This is a genomic window from Mucilaginibacter auburnensis (genome assembly GCF_002797815.1).
GTDB classification, from domain to species: domain Bacteria; phylum Bacteroidota; class Bacteroidia; order Sphingobacteriales; family Sphingobacteriaceae; genus Mucilaginibacter; species Mucilaginibacter auburnensis.
Genome location: NZ_PGFJ01000002.1, coordinates 816,239 through 834,500, shown reverse-complemented (window position 1 = coordinate 834,500; position 18,262 = coordinate 816,239). Strand labels below are relative to the sequence as shown.

Here is an 18,262-nt window from a genome sequence, read left to right as displayed (position 1 = left end):
AGATAAAGCAATAATTATTCTAAATAAATTGCAAATTTGATGTTAATTTAATGCCCCGAAACTGTTGGTATGAGCGATAGAACAATATTGGTTTGGTTCCGAAATGATTTGCGTATCCACGACAATGAGATATTGTTGGAGGCGGTGCGTAAAGCAGATAAGGTGCTGCCGGTGTATTGTTTTGATCCGTTTTACTTTACTAAAAACGCTTCAGGCGCGCCCAAAACAGGAAGTTTAAGAGCTAAGTTTCTTTTAGAATCTGTTGCTGATCTGCGCAATAATCTGCGTTTGTTAAACAGCGAATTGATAGTTCGCATAGGCGCTCCTGCCGAAATTTTACCGCAGTTATGTTTGGAATATGGTGTTAACGAGGTTTATCACCACCGCGAAGTAGCACATGAGGAAACCGACATTTCTGAACAGGTTGAGGCCGCGCTTTGGAAGATCAAACTAAATCTTAAACACTTTATAGGCCACACGCTCTATCATAAGGAAGATCTTCCCTTTCCTATAAAAGATATTCCGGATAGCTTTGCTGTCTTCCGCAAAAAAACAGAACGGGAAAGTACTGTCAGGCCGGTGTTGGATACACCCGTGACGATTAACACGCCAACTATAACTGATGCCGGCGAAATGCCAAACTTAAGCGATTTGGGTTTAGATCAACCGGTGGACGACCAGCGGACAAGTACTAAATTTATAGGCGGAGAAACCAGTGGCCTTGTAAAATTGGAGCAATACCTTGCTTCTCCCGAAGCTTTACTGGCGGCAAAAGGCGGGCGTAATGTGCAATCATCTAAATTGTCGCCTTGGCTATCGTTAGGGTGTCTTTCTATGCGGCAGGTTTATTGGGCGGCTAAGCAACAACACACTGATGCATTAGAGATGGAACTGCTTTGGCGGGATTATTTCAGGTTCATGTTTAAAAAACACGGTACAAAATATTTTAAAGCGGGCGATAGCTCAGTGGAGAACGACATTACCGATGAGCTTTTTGATAAATGGAAAAACGGCCATACCAGCGTTCCGTTTATTGACGCCAGCATGCATAAGCTTAACGCCACAGGCTTTATCAGTAATTTCAGCAGGCAAATGGTAGCATCTTACCTGGTTAATGAACTGGAGGTTGACTGGCGCCGTGGTGCTGCCTATTTTGAAGAGAAACTTATCGACTATTCGCCGGCAAGTAATTGGGGCAACTGGGGCTACGTTGCAGGAATTGGCCGCAGCACGCGCGATGATCGTTACTTTAATAGCGTTAAAAACCATGCTGACCTGGCTACCGACGGGGATTTCATTACCAAATGGCTACCTGAAGCTTCGGCAGATAGCTCTTCGTTAGCAGCTGCGATTTAGTAAAATTCAGACACTTTTAGTTGGTCTCTTTATATCAATAATTTATTTGAAATTTCGTCAAACAATCCCAGTTGTTATACGTCTCTTGTTCGTTGTTTTTACCGTCTGATATACGTTCGTTTGGTTTTAGCTAACCGTATTAAGCAGCGCATTTACGAAAAGGATTTAGTTGAATCATTTGTATCTGTTTAAAAGCGCTATAGAATATTATTTCAGCAATACAAAAAGTATTAAATCATTTACAATTTAATGTAAGGTTTATTGCACGTTATCATTACTTTTGTAACATTGTTTAGAATGGTCCACCATGAATAGCCTCAATTATATTAATCAAGGAAACGCAGCATTTATAGATTCTTTATACGAAAATTACCAACAAGACCCGCAATCGGTTGATTTTGGATGGCAAAAGTTTTTTGAAGGATTTGATTTCGGAAGAAATTCTGAAGCTCCGGCAGCAGCAACTGCAAGTGCAGAAACACCTCAGCACATTTTAAAGGAAATTAACGTACTCAACATGATAGACGGCTATCGCGGCCGCGGGCACCTGTTTGCAAAAACAAACCCCGTACGCGAGCGTCGTAAGTACTTTCCGGGTAAAGAGCTGGAAACTTTTGGTTTAAGCGAAGCCGACCTGGATACCGTATTTAATGCCGGTGTTGAGGTAAAGTTGGGCCCTGCCAAACTGCGCGATATTTTGCAAATGCTGGAAGAAACCTATTGCGGTGCAATAGGCGTTGAGTATAAATACATCCGTCATCCCGTTAAAGTAAAATGGTTTGAAGACCGGATGGAAAGCATTCGCAACAAACCATCATTTGATAAAGAAGATAAAAAGCTGATGCTTAAAAAAGTAAGCGAGGCTGTAATATTTGAGAACTTTTTGGGTACCAAGTTTTTGGGACAAAAACGTTTCTCATTAGAAGGTGCCGAAGCGTTGATACCTGCGCTGGATTCTGTTATTCAGAAGGGTGCAACCATCGGTATCAAAGAGTTCATTATTGGTATGGCTCACCGCGGTCGTTTGAACGTGTTGGCCAATATCATGAAGAAAAGCTATAAAGAGATCTTCTCTGAATTTGAAGGCAAAAACTATGATATGGATTCGCCTTTTGGCGGCGACGTTAAGTACCACTTAGGTTACTCAACCGACGTTGACGCTGAAAATGGTAACAAGGTTCACTTGAGCCTTTGCCCTAACCCTTCACACCTTGAGGCTGTTGACCCGGTTGTTGAAGGTATTACCCGCTCAAAAATCGACTTTAAATATGGTGGTGATCATACCCAGATAGCACCTATATTGATCCATGGTGATGCATCAGTTGCAGGCCAGGGTATTGTTTATGAAGTATTACAAATGGAGAAACTGGATGGCTACCGTACAGGTGGTACTATTCACCTGGTTATTAACAACCAGATAGGTTTCACCACTAACTTTAAAGACGCGCGTTCAAGTACTTATTGTACTGATATTGCTAAAACAGTTCAATCGCCTGTTTTCCACGTAAATGGTGATGATGTTGAGGCTTTAGCATACGTAATTAACATGGCTATGGAGTACCGTCAGATATTCCACGAGGATGTGTTCATTGATATATTATGCTACCGTCGTTACGGTCACAATGAGGCGGATGAGCCTAAATTCACCCAGCCAGTATTGTATAAAGCTATAGACGCACATCCAAACCCACGTCAGGTATACTTATCAAAACTATTAGCCGAAGGCAGCATTGATGATGCTACGGTTAAACAGATGGAGAAAGAGTTCAGAGACCTTTTGCAAGGAATGCTGGATGAGGTGAAAGCCGAAACTCGCGTTAACCAATCTGTTGAAATGTTTGCCGGTGCATGGCAGGGCTTACACTTGGCAGAAGACGAAGAGGTGATCCAGTCAACTGACACAACTGTTCCAAAAGAGAAATTATTAGAGATTGGTAAAAAGTTAACCGAATTGCCTAAAGACAGAGAGTTTTTCAAAAAGATTGAAAAACTGTTTGAGGACCGTGCCAAAATGGTTAACGAAACCCAAACCTTTGACTGGGCCATGGGCGAGTTAATGGCTTATGGTAGTTTGTTAAGCGAAGGACGCAGAGTTCGTTTAAGTGGTGAAGACGTTAAACGTGGTACTTTCTCTCACCGTCACGCGGTTATAACGCTACCTGATACTGAGGAGGAATACACACCGCTTTCAAAATTAGATGAGAACAACCGTTTCCATATATATAATTCATTACTATCTGAGTATGGCGTTTTAGGTTTTGAATACGGCTACGCTTTAGCTAACCCCCATGCCTTAACTATCTGGGAAGCTCAGTTTGGCGACTTCTTTAACGGTGCGCAAACTATAGTTGACCAATACATTGTAAGCGCCGAAACCAAATGGCAGCGTGGTAATGGTTTGGTAATGTTGTTGCCGCACGGTTATGAAGGCCAGGGTCCGGAACACTCATCAGCACGTATTGAGCGCTTTATGGAGCTTTGTGCAGATAATAATATTCAGGTGGCTAACTGCTCTACGCCTGCTAACTTCTTCCACATATTACGCCGTCAGTTATACCGTAACTTCCGTAAACCGTTGGTAGTTTTTACACCTAAGAGCTTGTTGCGTAACCCTAAATGTGTATCGCCATTGGCTGACTTTACAGATGCCGGTTTCCGTGAGGTAATTGATGATAACTTTGCAGATAAGAAAAAAGTTAAACGCGTGTTGTTCTGCTCAGGCAAGATCTACTATGATCTGTTAGAGAAACAACAGGCAGATAACCGTAAAGACGTAGCCATCGTTCGTTTAGAGCAACTGTATCCAACTCCGGTTGAGCAATTAGCTAAGATACGCGAATCATACAGCAAAGCTGAAGATTTTATCTGGGTACAGGAAGAACCTGAAAACAGCGGAGCATGGCCATACTTATGGCGTAAATCTCGTACTGAGGATGCTTTGAAATTTGATGATGTTATAGCACGTTTAGAAGCCAGCAGCCCTGCTGCCGGTTACTCAAAACAACATGCTGTACAGCAATTGCAAATAGTTTCAAAAGCGTTTGAATCTCCTGCGGGTAAAAAGGTTAAAAAAGTAGTTAAAGAAACTACGCAAAAAATGGCCGTAGCCGGAGCAGATTAATCAACAAGATAACCAGGAGTAGTGAATGTTGAAAAAATATTCACTACTCATCACTCACAATAAAACTACAATAAAAATTTTATGAGTTTAGAGATCAAAGTTCCGCCGGTAGGCGAATCAATCACTGAAGTTACCATAGCTAACTGGATTAAAAAAGATGGCGACACGGTAGCAATGGATGAAGTTATTGCCGAGCTGGAATCAGATAAAGCTACTTTTGAATTAACTGCCGAAAAAGCAGGTGTTTTGAAAACCTTAGCCAACGTTGGCGATACCATTGCTATAGGCACTGCTGTTGCCAGTATTGAAGATGGTGGCGCTCCGGCTGCTGCTGCTCCTGCACAGGAAGCTGCACCTGCTCCACAAGCTGAAGCTGCTCCGGCACCTGCCGCTGCTGCTCCTGCACAAGGTGGCGCTGCATCAGCCATTAAAGTTCCGCCGGTAGGCGAATCAATTACCGAGGTTACATTATCCCGTTGGTTGAAAAAGAATGGTGAAACCGTTGCAATGGATGAAGCCATTGCCGAACTGGAATCAGACAAAGCCACTTTTGAATTAACTGCCGATAAAGCAGGCGTTTTAACCACCATTGCCAACGAAGGAGACGTATTAGCTATTGGTGCCGAAGTGGCAAGTATATCAGGAAGCGGTGCTGCTGCTCCTGCACAACAGGCTGCTGCTCCGGCCGCTGCTGTTCCAAGCGCTCCTGTTATTACTGATAAAAATTATGCGTCGGGCACACCATCGCCTGCTGCAGGTAAAATATTAGCTGAAAAAGGTATTGACGCTTCTGCCGTTAGCGGTACAGGTGTTAATGGCCGTATCACTAAAGAAGATGCTGTGCAGGCTAAGGCTGCTGCTCCTGCACCAACCCCAGCTGCCAAACCGGCTGCGTCAGCTCCGGCTGCTGCTCCTGCAAAAGCTGGTGAGCGTGGTGAGCGTCGCGAAAAAATGTCGCCTTTACGTAAAACAGTAGCTAAGCGTTTAGTTGCCGTTAAAAACGAAACAGCCATGCTGACCACATTCAACGAAGTTGATATGTCGCCAATTATGGAGTTGCGTGGTAAATACAAAGATAAATTCAAAGAGAAACATGGCGTTGGCTTAGGCTTTATGTCGTTCTTCACCAAAGCAGTAACTGAGGCGTTGAAAGACTGGCCTGCAGTTGGTGCCCGTATTGAAGGTGAAGAAGTGATATACAGCAACTTTGCTGATATCTCTATAGCTGTATCTGCACCTAAAGGTTTGGTGGTTCCGGTTATCCGCAATGCTGATAGCATGAGCCTGGCTGAAATTGAGAAAGCTATTATCACCTTAGCAGGTAAAGCCCGTGAAAGCAAATTGACGCTGGAGGAAATGACAGGCGGTACTTTCACCATTACCAATGGTGGTGTTTTCGGTTCAATGATGTCAACACCTATTATTAACTCACCACAATCGGCTATTTTAGGCATGCACAACATTGTTGAGCGTCCGGTAGCGGTTAATGGTCAGGTAGTTATTCGTCCGATGATGTACTTGGCTTTGTCATACGATCACCGTATAATTGACGGTCGTGAGTCGGTAAGCTTCCTGGTAAGGGTTAAACAATTACTGGAAGATCCCGCAAGATTGTTATTAGGCGTATAAGAAAAAACTCTTAATATTTTGAAAAGCGATGAGTAACCTCATCGCTTTTTTTTGTTAAATAGTATTAATTATATTTGAGTATGGCAAAGGTAATTGAGATTGATAAAACCACCAGCAGAAAGCAATTGGATGATGCGTTAAACAATAATGCTAAGAATAAGTCGTCAATTGACTTAATCAAGTATGCTGGCAAGGTGAAATTTGGGATTGAAGGTTTGAAGTACCAACTAAAAGTCAGAGATGAGTGGAGATAATATTGTTATAGATACTTCATTAATAATTAATTTGTTCAATGGCTCCGATGAGGTTGTTGAATTAATAAAAGGCCGCACTTTATTTGTATCTGTAATTTCTGAAATCGAAGTATTAAGTTTTCCTCAATTATCTGATGACGATAAAAAGCTAATAAAAGATTTTTTATCTCACTGCTACATAATTGACATAGAACCTGCCATAAAGGATATCACAATAAATTTGCGAGCCCAGCGCAAAATCAAGTTACCGGATTCTGTTATTGCCGCCACGGCAATATATTTTGATATTCCACTTTTCACAATGGATAAAGGATTTGAAAAAATAGAAGATTTGCAGTCTGTAATACTATCTGTATGATGAGGTTATGACCTACGAAGAACAAGCCGCCATCCAATTGCAGTTCTGGCAGCATAAAATGCAGAAGAAACCTTCTTTAGGAGACCGCATTGCCAAGGGCCTGCAGGATAAGATCAACGACATCATCCCTGAGAAAATACATGCTGCCATAACTGTTGCCATTGAGAAAATGGTTAAAGGCGTTTTATTTGGAGCACAGCATACTACCAGCTCACCCAAAATTGAAATATCGTTTCAAATGACGGAGGTAAGTGTAAAAAATAGAATAGCGTTTTACCAGAAAACAGCATCCATAGAAGGTGCTGTAACCGGTGCAGGTGGTTTTTTGATGGGACTGGCAGACTTTCCTATTCTAATAGCTCTAAAGCTTAAGTTGCTATTTGAGATTGCTGCGCTTTATGGCTATGATGTTGACGACTATAAAGAGCGCTTATACATACTTTACATATTTCAGTTGGCTTTTAGCAGCCAGCAAAAACGAAATGAAGTATATAAAATAGTTGCCGATTGGGAGGCATATAGCGTTGCACTACCTGAATATGTGGAGCACTTTAACTGGCTCACCTTTCAACAAGAGTACCGCGACTATATAGATCTGGCTAAAATGGCCCAATTGCTGCCGGTTATTGGTGCTGCGGTAGGAGCGATAGTTAATTATAAACTGGTAGCACAATTAGGCGACACCGCCATGAATTGTTACCGGATGAGGCTGCAGAGAAAACAGCTCAAAAATTAGGTGTCCGAACCATTGCTGGCCGAACACCCTTACCGAACTTTTATGAGCAATTAGTCAGTTCTTAAACTTTGTACCGGATTGGCTAATGCTGCTTTTCCGGCTCTTAAACCTACTATAATAAGTGCAATGGTAACCATTAGTAAACCGCTTAACAGGAACAACCACCAACTTAGTGGTGCATGGTAAGCGAAGCTTTGCAACCATTTGTTCATCTGCCACCATGCAATAGGCGCGGCTATAGCGAAAGCCAAGAGCAAAAGTTTTGCAAAATCTGCCGAGAGCAAGGTAACTATTTCTGTTATAGTTGCGCCTAATACCCGCCTTATACCAATTTCTTTAACACGTTTGTTGGTCATGAAGATAACCAGCCCCAACATTCCCAGACAGCTAATGAGTATTGAAACGCCGGCAGACCAGGTGAGCAATGAAGAGAGTTGTCTTTCATTTTGATAAAAGTTCTCCATCTTTTCGTCGAGAAAATGGTATTCAAAATCAACATCAGGATACACGCCTTTCCATGCTGATTGTATCTGAGCAATTGTTTTTTGCCATGTGGTGTGGTCAGCCACCAATGCAATATGCATTACATAGCCGAACTTAGGCGCTGCGAAATAAACAAGTGGTGCTACAGCACGTCTAACAGAAGCCTGGTTAAAATCACGCATAACACCCACTATTGGTTTTGGTCCGCCAAAGTCAAGCGTATGGCCAACGGCTTTTGCCGGCTGCATAAAGCCCAGTTGTTTGGCCAGTGTCTCATTTATCAAAAGTTCATTAGCTGTATCAGAAGCTACAATATTTCTACCGGCTATCAATGGTATCTGGTAAACCTTTAAATACGAGGTGTCACCATTTCGGGAAGCTACTGAGAGGGTCACATCTTTCCCCTTTTCCTTATAAGAAATGCTTGTTTCCATAGAGCCTGCAAAAGCCGGTGTTTGGTTGCCTAAACTTACAGCCTCAACACCGGGCAATGCGTTCAATTTATTTTTTAATATAAAGCCTTTATCATCAGGTTTTGCAAAGTTGCGGGGAATGATAAAATTGATCACCGCATTTTTACGGAATCCCATGTCTTTTTGCATGGCAAATTGCACCTGCTTGTTTACCACCATTACAGCTATGACAAACACTTGTGCGATTACAAACTGCGATACAATGAGCGTACTGCGCAACCACGAACTACGCGATGCGCCCGAGCTGCTAACTACCGTATTTTTCAGAACCGAAACAGGTTTGAAACGTGTAAGCACAAAGGCCGGGTACAAACCAGCTATTAAACTTACAGTAATGATCAATAACAAGAGGAATACCCAAACCATAGGTTCGCGTAAAATATAAACGGCAGTTAACCCTTCCGGAATAAAGCTGCCAAATACCATCAGCAGTAGTGGTAATAATGCCAAAGATACTATGGCGGTAAATGTGGTGAGCAGGAAAGTTTCGGTGAGGAATTGCGCTATTAATTGCGTTTTTAAACTGCCTAAAGTTTTGCGTATGCCTATATCCTTGGCTCTTTCGCTTGCCTGTGCTGTAGAAAGGTTTACAAAGTTAATGGCACCTAAAGCCAACAGGAAGATAGCCAAAATGGTAAGGTTACGTAACGTTTCCGGATTTACCTGCCCATCATAACTTGGGTTGGTGTGTATATTTGATAAAGCCTGTAACCGATGAATGGTTTTTATACCGTTATTGTTCTTTTCGCCAAATCTGTCAAAAATGTTGGCTATCTGTTTATTAATACGGGCTTCAGATACATTAGGGGCCAGCTTTACAAAAATCTGGTTAGATGAATTGGTACTGCCCCACACATCTGTTTGGTAGTAAGTTTTTAAACCGGTATTGTAAACAGTGCTTAATGAAACAAATGCATCATATTTGAAATCGCTAAGGGCTTTGTTTGCGGCAACAATTCCGGTAATGGTTGTTTTAACGGTATCATTAAAGATGACCGTTCTGCCAACAAGGTGTTCGGGTGCTACATCGGGGAAATATAGCTTCGCGCGCTCGTCTGAAAGTACTAATCCATAAGGTTGCTTTAACGCTGATGAAGCATTTCCGGCTATCCACGTATATGGGAAGATGTCAAAATACCCTGCATCGGTAAAAACAATACCTTGCTGATTTTTAAATAGCTTGTCTACTTTATTGCTGCCTTCGGGGATGCTTACTGGCGTGTTCCACCCGTAATCAAAAATGGGCGCTATGGCCGAAACGCCGCCCGAATTTTGTTTAAAGGCCTGAACGAAAGGCACCGGCACGCCTGAATTCTTCCAGCCATCACCATCTGTAACCACCCTGTATATACGGTCGTTATCCGGCTGGTATTTATCAAAGCTGTAATCGTACTTTACAATGATAAATATAACGAGGGCTGCGCTGATACCCACTGATAGCCCTAAGACATTGATAGCGGCTGTTAGCTTATGCCTGGAAAAATGCCTGAAGGCGGTTTTTAAGTAGTGCTTAAACATATCTTAAAAGGTTTGGATCTAAGCTATGCCAATAATCAGACCTGTTATATAAGGATCTGATTTTTAGATTTTTACCGTTTACTGAATGCCGTTACTGTTCGAAAACGTACGCTTTTAGTTCGGGTTTGATACAGTAGTGGATCAGCCTTTAATCATTTCTCCATTCTTTCACCTGGAAGGATGATAATACCGAGTCTTTATCAAATTTAAGTTCTAAAGTTTTGATGTAAACTGGATCTATATCACTTCCGTAATCAGTAATTATGTCGTAGCTTAAAGAAATATCGCTTTCATGATAGTTTGAGTCGCCTAATAGATCAATAGCATTTTTATATTTTAATCCAACAAGCTGGTGGTTTTTAGTCAAATCTTCCAGCATGGAGTCTCTGTAAGGCCATTCGATATCTTCTTTTGTGTCCCATAAAACTTTATTAAACGGCTCCTTAAACTTGCAGGAGAAAATGGTGATCAACAAAATCGGAAAAAATCTTTTTATCATCTCGTCGGAGTTTAGGGGCTCAACACCCTTTTTTGCGCCTGAATATAACCCATATGTATACCTTCATGGTAAGGCAAAAAGGCTAAAACATCATCAATGGTGTTAATGTCAACGCCAGCACGGGTGGTCCAGGCCGTGTAATTGTTAAATAAACCTGCTTGCAGGTCCTGCTCAAATTGATCTAACGTACTGAAAAACAGTTCCTGTATGCGCGCTATTTCTTCAGATTTAACAGGTCCTTCTGGTTTGCTTCCCGGCGCATATGCATTAATAAAGTCAGCATCTAATATAGGTTCAACGCCAGCCCGGCGGTAGCAAACTATCTGCTGCGTGGCTATGAGGTGTGCCATGTTCCAGATAATGTTGTTGTTAAAACCTTTTGGTATTTGATTGAGTTGTTCAATGCTTAGCTCTTTGATAGTATTAACTTGCACCAAACGTGCCTTGCGTATAAAGTCGAGACCTTTGTTCATGATTACGTAAAATAAGACTGCAATTTAAGGCTTAAACTTAATTTATCTACATTTGCAGCTTAGTTTAGCTATAAATGCCATCTCCAACAGAACAGAACACCATTAAGACCAATCTTATTTTAGGCTGGTTTCTGGCAGGTTGGACACTCCTTAACATCATACAAGCTTTTACCCTTGAGATACACGCCGATGAAGCTTATTACTGGATGTATTCCAAGTTTTTAGACTGGGGTTATTTTGATCATCCGCCAATGGTGGCTGTTTTTATTAAAATTGGCGATTCGTTGGTGCACAATGAGTTCGGACTGAGGTTGGTTACCATTATAACCAGCAGCTTGTCTATTTACGTACTGTGGCTGATCTTAAAGAAATATTCGGTTGATGTATGGCAGTTTGTGTTGATTACCGCAGGCATATTCATTTTTAGTATATACGGATTCACCACCACGCCCGATGCGCCATTGTATTTCTTCGCTATACTATTTTACTACGTTTACCAAAAATATATAGATGACGACAGCTGGTTGTTAGCCTTGCTGTTAGGTGTGCTCATTGCCTGCATGTTGTATAGCAAATACCATGCGGTGCTGTTGGTTTTTTTTACCGTGGCTTCTAATATTAATTTGTTCAGGCGTCCGTCGTTTTACCTCATAGCCGCGTTGGCTGTGGCGCTTTACCTACCGCATATTTTATGGCAGGTGCAGCATGGTTACCCATCACTTAATTACCATTTGTATGAGCGGGCCGCAAGTATCTATAATTCAAGTAACAGTTATTCGTACTTACCCGGACAGTTGTTAATGGCCGGACCGCTAATTGGCTGGTTTTTATTTTATCGCGCTTTCACCATAAAAATTAAAGATGCCTTTATACGCTGTTTATTGGTAAACTGCGTTGGTACGCTGATCTTCTTTTTTATTACAACATTCAGGGGCGAGGCGCAGCCACACTGGACGCTGATAGCCTTTGCGCCGCTTGCTATGCTGGCGCTTATAGGCTTTAAGCAAGTTGGTGGAGTGTCGCGTTGGTTTTATCTGCTTGCCGTTGTAAACATAGTACTTATTGTTACTGTAAGGTTGTGCCTGGTGTTTGGAGTTCCGTTTGTAAAGCAGTTAGGGCAAATCAAAAGCTATTTCGGTTTTAAAGACTGGGCCAACGTGGTCAAACAAAAGGCAGGCAACGCTTATGTGGTTATGGCAGATGGCTTTCAAAACCCGTCTAAATACAATTATTACACAAACAGTCTGAAAGGGTTCTCGTACGATTCGCGTTTTTATCATCGTACCCAGTTTGATATCTGGCCCATTGAAGAAAAAATGCAGAGGCAACGCGTGCTTTATTTAAATGATTATAAAAACCGTTTGACCACAGATTCCATAAAAACTGCACACTGGACCTGGTACATACAATGGATAGATGATTTCCGTACTTATCAAAAGGTTAAAATCGAAACAAAAGTAAATGCGATAAACGTTAAGCAGGGCGATAGCGTTAAAGTTGACCTGATGATCACTAACCCATACAAAACCGCTATCAACTTTAGCAATGTTGATCGTATGCAACATGTTTTGTTAGGTGCAGCATTTTTTAAAGGAGATAAACTGGTACGCGCCCAAAAAAGCGACGATGCTTTTAATCAGATCACTTTACAGCCTGGGGAAAGCAAACTCTATACATTTAACCTGATTCCGCCTAAACAAAAAGGTACTTACCAGTTGATTTTTTCGGTGAAAACAACTCCTTTTGCAGGCAGTACCAACAGCAGGACAATTAAACTCACAGTAGAATAGACATACATTATGTTCAGAAAACTATACCTTGTAGTATTTTTATTTGTAGCCACATCAGCATCGGCCGTAGCGCAGCAAAGCCTTGACATTCATTTTAACGGTTTGGGTTTTTTAGATAACCGCGAGTACAAGGCATTCATTCCGCGTTCGCGAACCTATTCGGGTACACGTATCGCTATTGACCTCGGTTTGAACTTAGATAGCAATAACCATTTTATTGTAGGAGCCAATGCATTGCACGAGTTTGGTGCCCGGCAGTTTTATGGCAAAGTTGACCCGGTAGCTTACTATAGCTACACCGGCAAAAACTGGTTATTTAACGCGGGTATGTTTCCGCGCGAGGGGCTGTTGAGCAATTATCCGAGGGCGATTTTGAATGACACTTTAAGATATTTTCGCCCCAATGTACAAGGTTTGCTGGCGCGTGTAAGCAATGAGTATTTTACCGAGACGGGCTGGATTGACTGGGTGAGCCGCCAAACACAAACAGACCGCGAACAGTTTTTATTTGGTTTAGCAGGTAAGTACAAACCGGCTGTGAACGGTGCATTCTATGTTTCGCATTATTTTATGCTAATGCACGATGCCGGCGCTGAAATTTCTGTACCTAATGACCACATTAATGATAACGGCGCGGCGCAGATAAGATTAGGACTTGACCTGAGCCACAAAACCATGTTCGATTCGCTTACGGTAGAGGCCGGTGGAATGATGTCTTTAGAGCGAGAGCGTGGTATAGATGGGTTGCGTACGCCTAAAGGCTTTGTGGCCAGTGCATACATTAGCTATAAACGTTTTGCTTTGTATGATGAATTTTATGCAGGGCAGGGGAGCCGCATTGTTTACGGAGATTCGTACTATTCAAAGTCGAGGTATAACCGTTTGGATATTATCTACACGCCTTTTTTGTTCAACCGTATAAAAGGGCAGTTTATATTTAGCTTCCATTTCTCGCCGGGTTATAATAACGACAATCAACAGGCTTTCCGCGTAACTTATGATCTGGGAAGGAAAGTTTTAGCAAGGTTTAAATAAGGACGGTATGGTAAATAGTCATGCCTAAATAAAGTCGGCATGACTATTTATATGTTTTATCCTCTCTCAATACTTCCGCTGCCTGATTTTGATTTAGAAACGCTTTTAGGATTTCCGCTGTAACGTATGTCGCCGGAGCCGGCTAATTTAGCGTTCAAACTTCCGCTAACATTTACATCAACATCGCCCGAACCTACCAACTCAACGTAAGTATTAACGGTTTGCAAGTCGCGGGCAGAAAGATCGCCCGAACCGGTCAGTTTTATCCTGGCATTCTCGGCACGACCGCTAATTTTTAGGTCGCCCGAACCTGTTAATGTGCATTCAACAGAACTAGCGTTTATTTTGCCCACAACATCGCCCGATCCGCTAAGCGTAACAGCCATGTCAGTGCTGTTTATGCCTTCTTTGAAGAATACATCGCCCGATCCTGAAAGCTTAATACTGTTAATGTCTTTAGCAGTAATGTAAACAGCTATTTTTTCGTTATTGAACAAATTGCCCCAGTTGGTGTGGTTTTTTGTGTAAACGTTCAGTACACCGTTTTTAACCTCGGTAATAATATACGGCAGCACTTTGGCCGGTGCCTCAACGCGCACTGCATTGGTATTTCCCTGTTTTACGTAATAGTCGTAAGAACCCGATAAATTGATCCCTTTAAAGTCGGATACCTTGCGGTCTTCAACATCTGCAACAATTGTGTGAACAGGTTTAAGCGGGTTGGCAAAAGATTGTGTAGCGCTTGTAAGCAACACGGCGGCTAATAACACTTTGAAATTTATTTTCATGACGGCTGAGTTTTTATTTATGACGTTGGATAGTACAAATTAGTTACAGTAAAAATACGTTTATTATTAAAAGTGGGTGGCTCTGAGCCACGTGAGCCACTGTGAGCCACTGTGAGCCACTCGCAAAATTTTGTCAGTACTTATCTTATTTTAGACGATAATTTTCCAAAGCGAGGTTATATACTTTGTGTTAATAACCGTTAATACACATATTTGCACAAACATGGACAGACCGAATATACTTGTAATATGTGGCAAAAATAAGCGACGAAGCCGTACCGCCGAGTTCATTTTTAAAAATGATGATCGCTTCAATATCCGTTCTGCAGGTTTAAGCCCCAAGAGCGATAGGCGATTAACCGAAAACGACCTGATCTGGGCCGACCTTATCCTGGTTATGGAAACAGAGCACCGTTCCCGTTTAAAACAAACATACGCCGCAACCACCAACGCACTGGTTGAAGTGCTTCACGTTCCGGATGAATATGAGTTTATGGATGAGGAATTGATTGAAATATTACAAACCAAAATTGACGATTTGTTCCATCGGTACTTCAAAAGTTGATCTCGCTTATTTGGCGGCAGTAAGCCAGCCGTTAGTGTCCATCCAGCCTTTACACCAATCAAACCAGTTTTCTTTGCTTTTCCGGTTGTTTATACCAAAGCCGTGCCCGCCGGCAGGATAAATATGCATTTCTGAGGGTACTTTGTTTTTTACCAGTGCATCATAAAACATCAGCGTGTTTTGTACAGGCACGGTTGTATCGTCTTGCGCATGAATGATGAAGGTAGGAGGTGTATTAGCCGTAACCTGTTTTTCGTTAGAGTAAAGATCCACTTTGTCCTGCGTAGGCGTTGTGCCAATCAACCCTCTTTTTGAACCGCCGTGCGTTAATTCGCCAAAGGTTATAACAGGGTAGATCAATATCATAAAATCGGCCCGTAGACTAACGTTTGCTTTGTTTTCAATTACCGGCGTGTTGAAGTGCGTGCCCGCGGTTGATGCCAGGTGACCACCGGCAGAAAAGCCCATAATGCCTATGCGGTTAGGGTTAATACCCCATTCGGCAGCGCGCGAGCGTACCAAAGCCATAGCAGCCTGTGCATCCTGCAGCGGACCGATGCTTTTATCAGTCATGATGTCATCGCTTGGTAAACGGTATTTTAACACAAAGGCCGTAACGCCTATCTTATTAAATTCTTTAGCAGCAGGGTAACCCTCACCGGTCATGGCCAAAAATCCATAACCGCCGCCGGGGCAAATAATTACCGCGGTGCCGTTAGCGGTGCCTTTTTCGGGTAAAAATGGGATGAGTGTGGGCTCGATTACTTTTGATACCCGGCCGTTCATATCCTGCTCAACATAAGTATCCGGTCCTTTTTTGGAGTTGGGAACGCCGTTAGGATATAGTGGTATTTGTTTGGCGTCTTGCGAAAAAACAGCTGTTATGTTGAACAGGATTAATGCCGCCAGTATTGATATGAATTTCATTTCGAAATAATTGGTTGTAACAAATATAAATAACCAATTAAATAACCGTTATGCTTTGCTAATAATTAGCAGCTGCTATGCTCTGCGCATCACCCTAACCAGTTGCCTGTGGCGGCGTGCCGAATAATAATCATTGGTAACCAATATGGCATGTATAACGCCGGGTATCCAAAAGCAAATGGTTAATATAATACTTAATATAAAGGCACCAATGCGGCCGGTAGTTAACACGGCTAATGGCGGACATATGATACATAAAAAGAAACGCATAGTAGTATTTTTTTAAGTAAGACGAAAGGCAAGCCTTGTTGTTACAGTTACATATTTACCCATTGCTTGCTGTGTAACTTGTATGCGATAATACTGACTAATGTGTATGTTTTTGGCTGTATTGCTTATTGGTTAAGCGTTTTTTAACGACTTTCGCGCAACACTACCGTAAGCTATACATGGGACTAAACTTCATTAAGCGGATAACACAAATACGCAATATTTTTACAAGTGCAATCGCGCAAAACAATATCCACAGAGGTTTACAGGTAGCCCAGTTTTTAGCAGACAACTTATACAACAACCCTAAATACGCCAGCAACAAACGTTTAAATAAGCACGAATACCAGGTGTTTTCGCAAAACGGAGAGGATGGCATTATTGCTGAGATATTTAACCGTATTGGTTTAACTAACAAATACTTTATTGAATTTGGTGTAACCGAGGGCCTGGAGTGTAACAGTTTAAATCTGCTTTACAAACAGTGGCAGGGCTTATGGATAGACGGCGACCCCGAGTATATAAAAAAGATCAATACCCGCTTTAGCGATTTTATTGGCGATAAAAGGCTTACCGTTAGAAATAACTTTATCACTGCCGAAAATATTGAATCGATTTTTGATGGTGCCGGTGTACCCGCCGAGCCTGATATGCTGTCGATAGATATTGACTATAACGACTATTACATTTGGCAGGCTATTACCAAATACCGCCCAAGGGTGGTGGTGATTGAATATAACTCCAATTTTAGACCTGATACTCACTTCGTTGTAAAATACAATGCCCAACGCACATATGATGGTACCAGCTTTTTCGGTGCATCGTTATTAGCTTTGGAACAACTGGGTAGAGAGAAGGGTTATGTGTTGGTGGGGTGTGTGTTTACAGGCAGCAATGCTTTTTTTGTAAGAGAAGACCTGATAGCAGATCATTTCGAAGCCCCTTACACAGCCAACAATCACTACGAGCCTAACCGCGATTTCCTATATTATATTAACGGACACAGGCGCAATCACATACCTGATTGATCAATCTTGTTAGATCATGCTGTTCCTTTTAATAAGATAGGAGCGCAGTATCTGGTAATAACCATCCTGTACAGCAGCGTCAACAATATCAATATTGTATTGTGCGCATTTTAGTTCGAGCTCGCGCCGGTAATGCATTAACGAGGTTTGGTAAGCGTTACGTATTTTACCCGGATGCACCTTAATTTCTTCCCCGCTCTCCATATCAATAAAATGATGCGGACGGTTATCAAAACTAAATTCCATTTCTTTTTGCTTATCATTCACGTTAAAAATAATAACCTCGTGCTTGTTATATTTTAAGTGTTGTATAGCTGCAAAAAGCGCTTGCAGTTTGGCATTGTCCATATTATTCTCCAACATATCACTGAATATAATGATAAGCGACCGTTGGTGTACCTGATCTGCTACATGATGCAATACATCGGCAATGTTAGTAGTTGTATTGGTGTTGGGTTGCTGGTACAGTTTTTCCAGTTCGGCATACAAATAAAATAAATGGGTTGACGCCGATTTGGCCGGTGTTAACTTATCAATTTTATCAGAGAACGTACACAAACCGAAAGCATCGCGCTGCTTTTTGAAGAGGTACATTAACGATGCAATACCATATATGGAGAACTGCAGCTTATTCAAACCCTGCTCGGGGAAGTTCATAGACGAGGATGTATCTAAAACCAGATAACAGCGCAGGTTGGTTTCTTCTTCAAACTGCTTAACAAACAGCTTATCTGTTTTGGCAAACAACTTCCAATCTATATTCTTAACCGACTCGCCATTGTTATATAAGCGGTGTTCGGCAAACTCAACCGAAAAGCCATGAAACGGACTTTGGTGCAGGCCGGTAATAAAACCTTCAACCACTTGCCGGGCCAATAATTCAAGGTTGGCTAATTGCCTTACGTGCTGATCTTCGTTGAGTTGCGACATATAAAAACTAAAATAAAACAAAAAAAGCG

Annotated in this window: 17 protein-coding genes; 10 read left to right on the top strand and 7 right to left on the bottom strand. The window is 41.9% G+C overall.

Translation table 11 applies throughout. From position 1 onward, the window contains the following. Positions 1 to 69 precede the first annotated feature (69 nt). The 6 genes from CLV57_RS14315 to CLV57_RS14295 all read left to right on the top strand — a co-directional run bounded on the left by CLV57_RS14315 (position 70) and on the right by CLV57_RS14295 (position 7,454). Complete coding sequence (locus CLV57_RS14315; protein WP_100342068.1) at positions 70 to 1,356, top strand: DASH family cryptochrome; 1,287 nt, start codon at positions 70 to 72, stop codon at positions 1,354 to 1,356. Between the two features lie 307 nt (positions 1,357 to 1,663). Then, complete coding sequence (locus CLV57_RS14310; RefSeq protein ID WP_100342067.1) at positions 1,664 to 4,477, top strand: 2-oxoglutarate dehydrogenase E1 component; 2,814 nt, start codon at positions 1,664 to 1,666, stop codon at positions 4,475 to 4,477. A gap of 81 nt (positions 4,478 to 4,558) precedes the next feature. Then, complete coding sequence (gene odhB, locus CLV57_RS14305) at positions 4,559 to 6,106, top strand: 2-oxoglutarate dehydrogenase complex dihydrolipoyllysine-residue succinyltransferase (protein WP_100342066.1); 1,548 nt, start codon at positions 4,559 to 4,561, stop codon at positions 6,104 to 6,106. Between the two features lie 80 nt (positions 6,107 to 6,186). After that, a complete protein-coding gene (locus tag CLV57_RS18405; protein ID WP_157799169.1) occupies positions 6,187 to 6,360 on the top strand; it encodes a hypothetical protein in 174 nt (57 codons plus the stop codon). Continuing rightward, on the top strand, positions 6,347 to 6,718 hold the full coding sequence (locus tag CLV57_RS14300; protein ID WP_100342065.1) for a type II toxin-antitoxin system VapC family toxin: 372 nt from the start codon (positions 6,347 to 6,349) through the stop codon (positions 6,716 to 6,718). Before CLV57_RS18405 ends, CLV57_RS14300 begins: the two co-directional genes overlap by 14 nt. Positions 6,719 to 6,725: 7 nt before the next feature. Then, positions 6,726 to 7,454 (top strand): EcsC family protein, encoded by a 729-nt coding sequence (locus tag CLV57_RS14295; RefSeq protein ID WP_100342064.1) that lies wholly within the window; start codon positions 6,726 to 6,728, stop codon positions 7,452 to 7,454. Positions 7,455 to 7,504: 50 nt separating this feature from the next. On the opposite strand, the gene CLV57_RS14290 is transcribed toward CLV57_RS14295, so the two are convergent. The 3 genes from CLV57_RS14290 to CLV57_RS14280 all read right to left on the bottom strand — a co-directional run bounded on the left by CLV57_RS14290 (position 7,505) and on the right by CLV57_RS14280 (position 10,900). Beyond that, a complete protein-coding gene (locus CLV57_RS14290; RefSeq protein ID WP_100342063.1) occupies positions 7,505 to 9,928 on the bottom strand; it encodes an ABC transporter permease in 2,424 nt (807 codons plus the stop codon). A gap of 148 nt (positions 9,929 to 10,076) precedes the next feature. Then, a complete protein-coding gene (locus CLV57_RS14285; protein WP_157799168.1) occupies positions 10,077 to 10,403 on the bottom strand; it encodes a hypothetical protein in 327 nt (108 codons plus the stop codon). Positions 10,404 to 10,438: 35 nt separating this feature from the next. Next, entirely contained in the window at positions 10,439 to 10,900 is a 462-nt protein-coding gene (locus tag CLV57_RS14280) for a DinB family protein (protein WP_100342061.1), read from the bottom strand. A gap of 74 nt (positions 10,901 to 10,974) precedes the next feature. Here CLV57_RS14280 and CLV57_RS14275 point away from each other — a divergent pair, with 74 nt between their 5' ends. Next, positions 10,975 to 12,690: a glycosyltransferase family 39 protein gene (locus CLV57_RS14275; RefSeq protein ID WP_100342060.1), complete on the top strand. Its 1,716-nt coding sequence runs from the start codon at positions 10,975 to 10,977 to the stop codon at positions 12,688 to 12,690. Between the two features lie 9 nt (positions 12,691 to 12,699). Beyond that, positions 12,700 to 13,725, top strand: coding sequence for a hypothetical protein (locus CLV57_RS14270; protein ID WP_100342059.1), 1,026 nt, complete (start codon positions 12,700 to 12,702; stop codon positions 13,723 to 13,725). Positions 13,726 to 13,781: 56 nt separating this feature from the next. Here the strand turns inward: CLV57_RS14270 and CLV57_RS14265 are convergent, their stop codons facing one another. Next, positions 13,782 to 14,513: a head GIN domain-containing protein gene (locus CLV57_RS14265; RefSeq protein ID WP_100342058.1), complete on the bottom strand. Its 732-nt coding sequence runs from the start codon at positions 14,511 to 14,513 to the stop codon at positions 13,782 to 13,784. A gap of 223 nt (positions 14,514 to 14,736) precedes the next feature. On the opposite strand from CLV57_RS14265, the gene CLV57_RS14260 reads away from it, so the two are divergent. Beyond that, positions 14,737 to 15,078, top strand: a complete 342-nt coding sequence (locus tag CLV57_RS14260; RefSeq protein WP_100342057.1) for a low molecular weight protein tyrosine phosphatase family protein — start codon at positions 14,737 to 14,739, stop codon at positions 15,076 to 15,078. Between the two features lie 6 nt (positions 15,079 to 15,084). Here the strand turns inward: CLV57_RS14260 and CLV57_RS14255 are convergent, their stop codons facing one another. Both CLV57_RS14255 and CLV57_RS14250 read right to left on the bottom strand, forming a co-directional pair. Continuing rightward, complete coding sequence (locus CLV57_RS14255; RefSeq protein WP_100342056.1) at positions 15,085 to 16,005, bottom strand: alpha/beta hydrolase; 921 nt, start codon at positions 16,003 to 16,005, stop codon at positions 15,085 to 15,087. 75 nt (positions 16,006 to 16,080) lie between these two features. Further along, entirely contained in the window at positions 16,081 to 16,275 is a 195-nt protein-coding gene (locus CLV57_RS14250; RefSeq protein ID WP_100342055.1) for a YqaE/Pmp3 family membrane protein, read from the bottom strand. Positions 16,276 to 16,454: 179 nt separating this feature from the next. Between CLV57_RS14250 and CLV57_RS14245 the strand changes: the two genes are divergently transcribed. Further along, positions 16,455 to 17,303 carry a hypothetical protein gene (locus CLV57_RS14245; protein WP_100342054.1) on the top strand — a complete coding sequence of 283 codons (849 nt, stop codon included), beginning with the start codon at positions 16,455 to 16,457 and terminating at the stop codon, positions 17,301 to 17,303. A gap of 9 nt (positions 17,304 to 17,312) precedes the next feature. Here CLV57_RS14245 and CLV57_RS14240 read toward each other — a convergent pair whose 3' ends face one another. Continuing rightward, positions 17,313 to 18,233 carry a DUF58 domain-containing protein gene (locus tag CLV57_RS14240; protein ID WP_100342053.1) on the bottom strand — a complete coding sequence of 307 codons (921 nt, stop codon included), beginning with the start codon at positions 18,231 to 18,233 and terminating at the stop codon, positions 17,313 to 17,315. Positions 18,234 to 18,262: the final 29 nt, after the last annotated feature.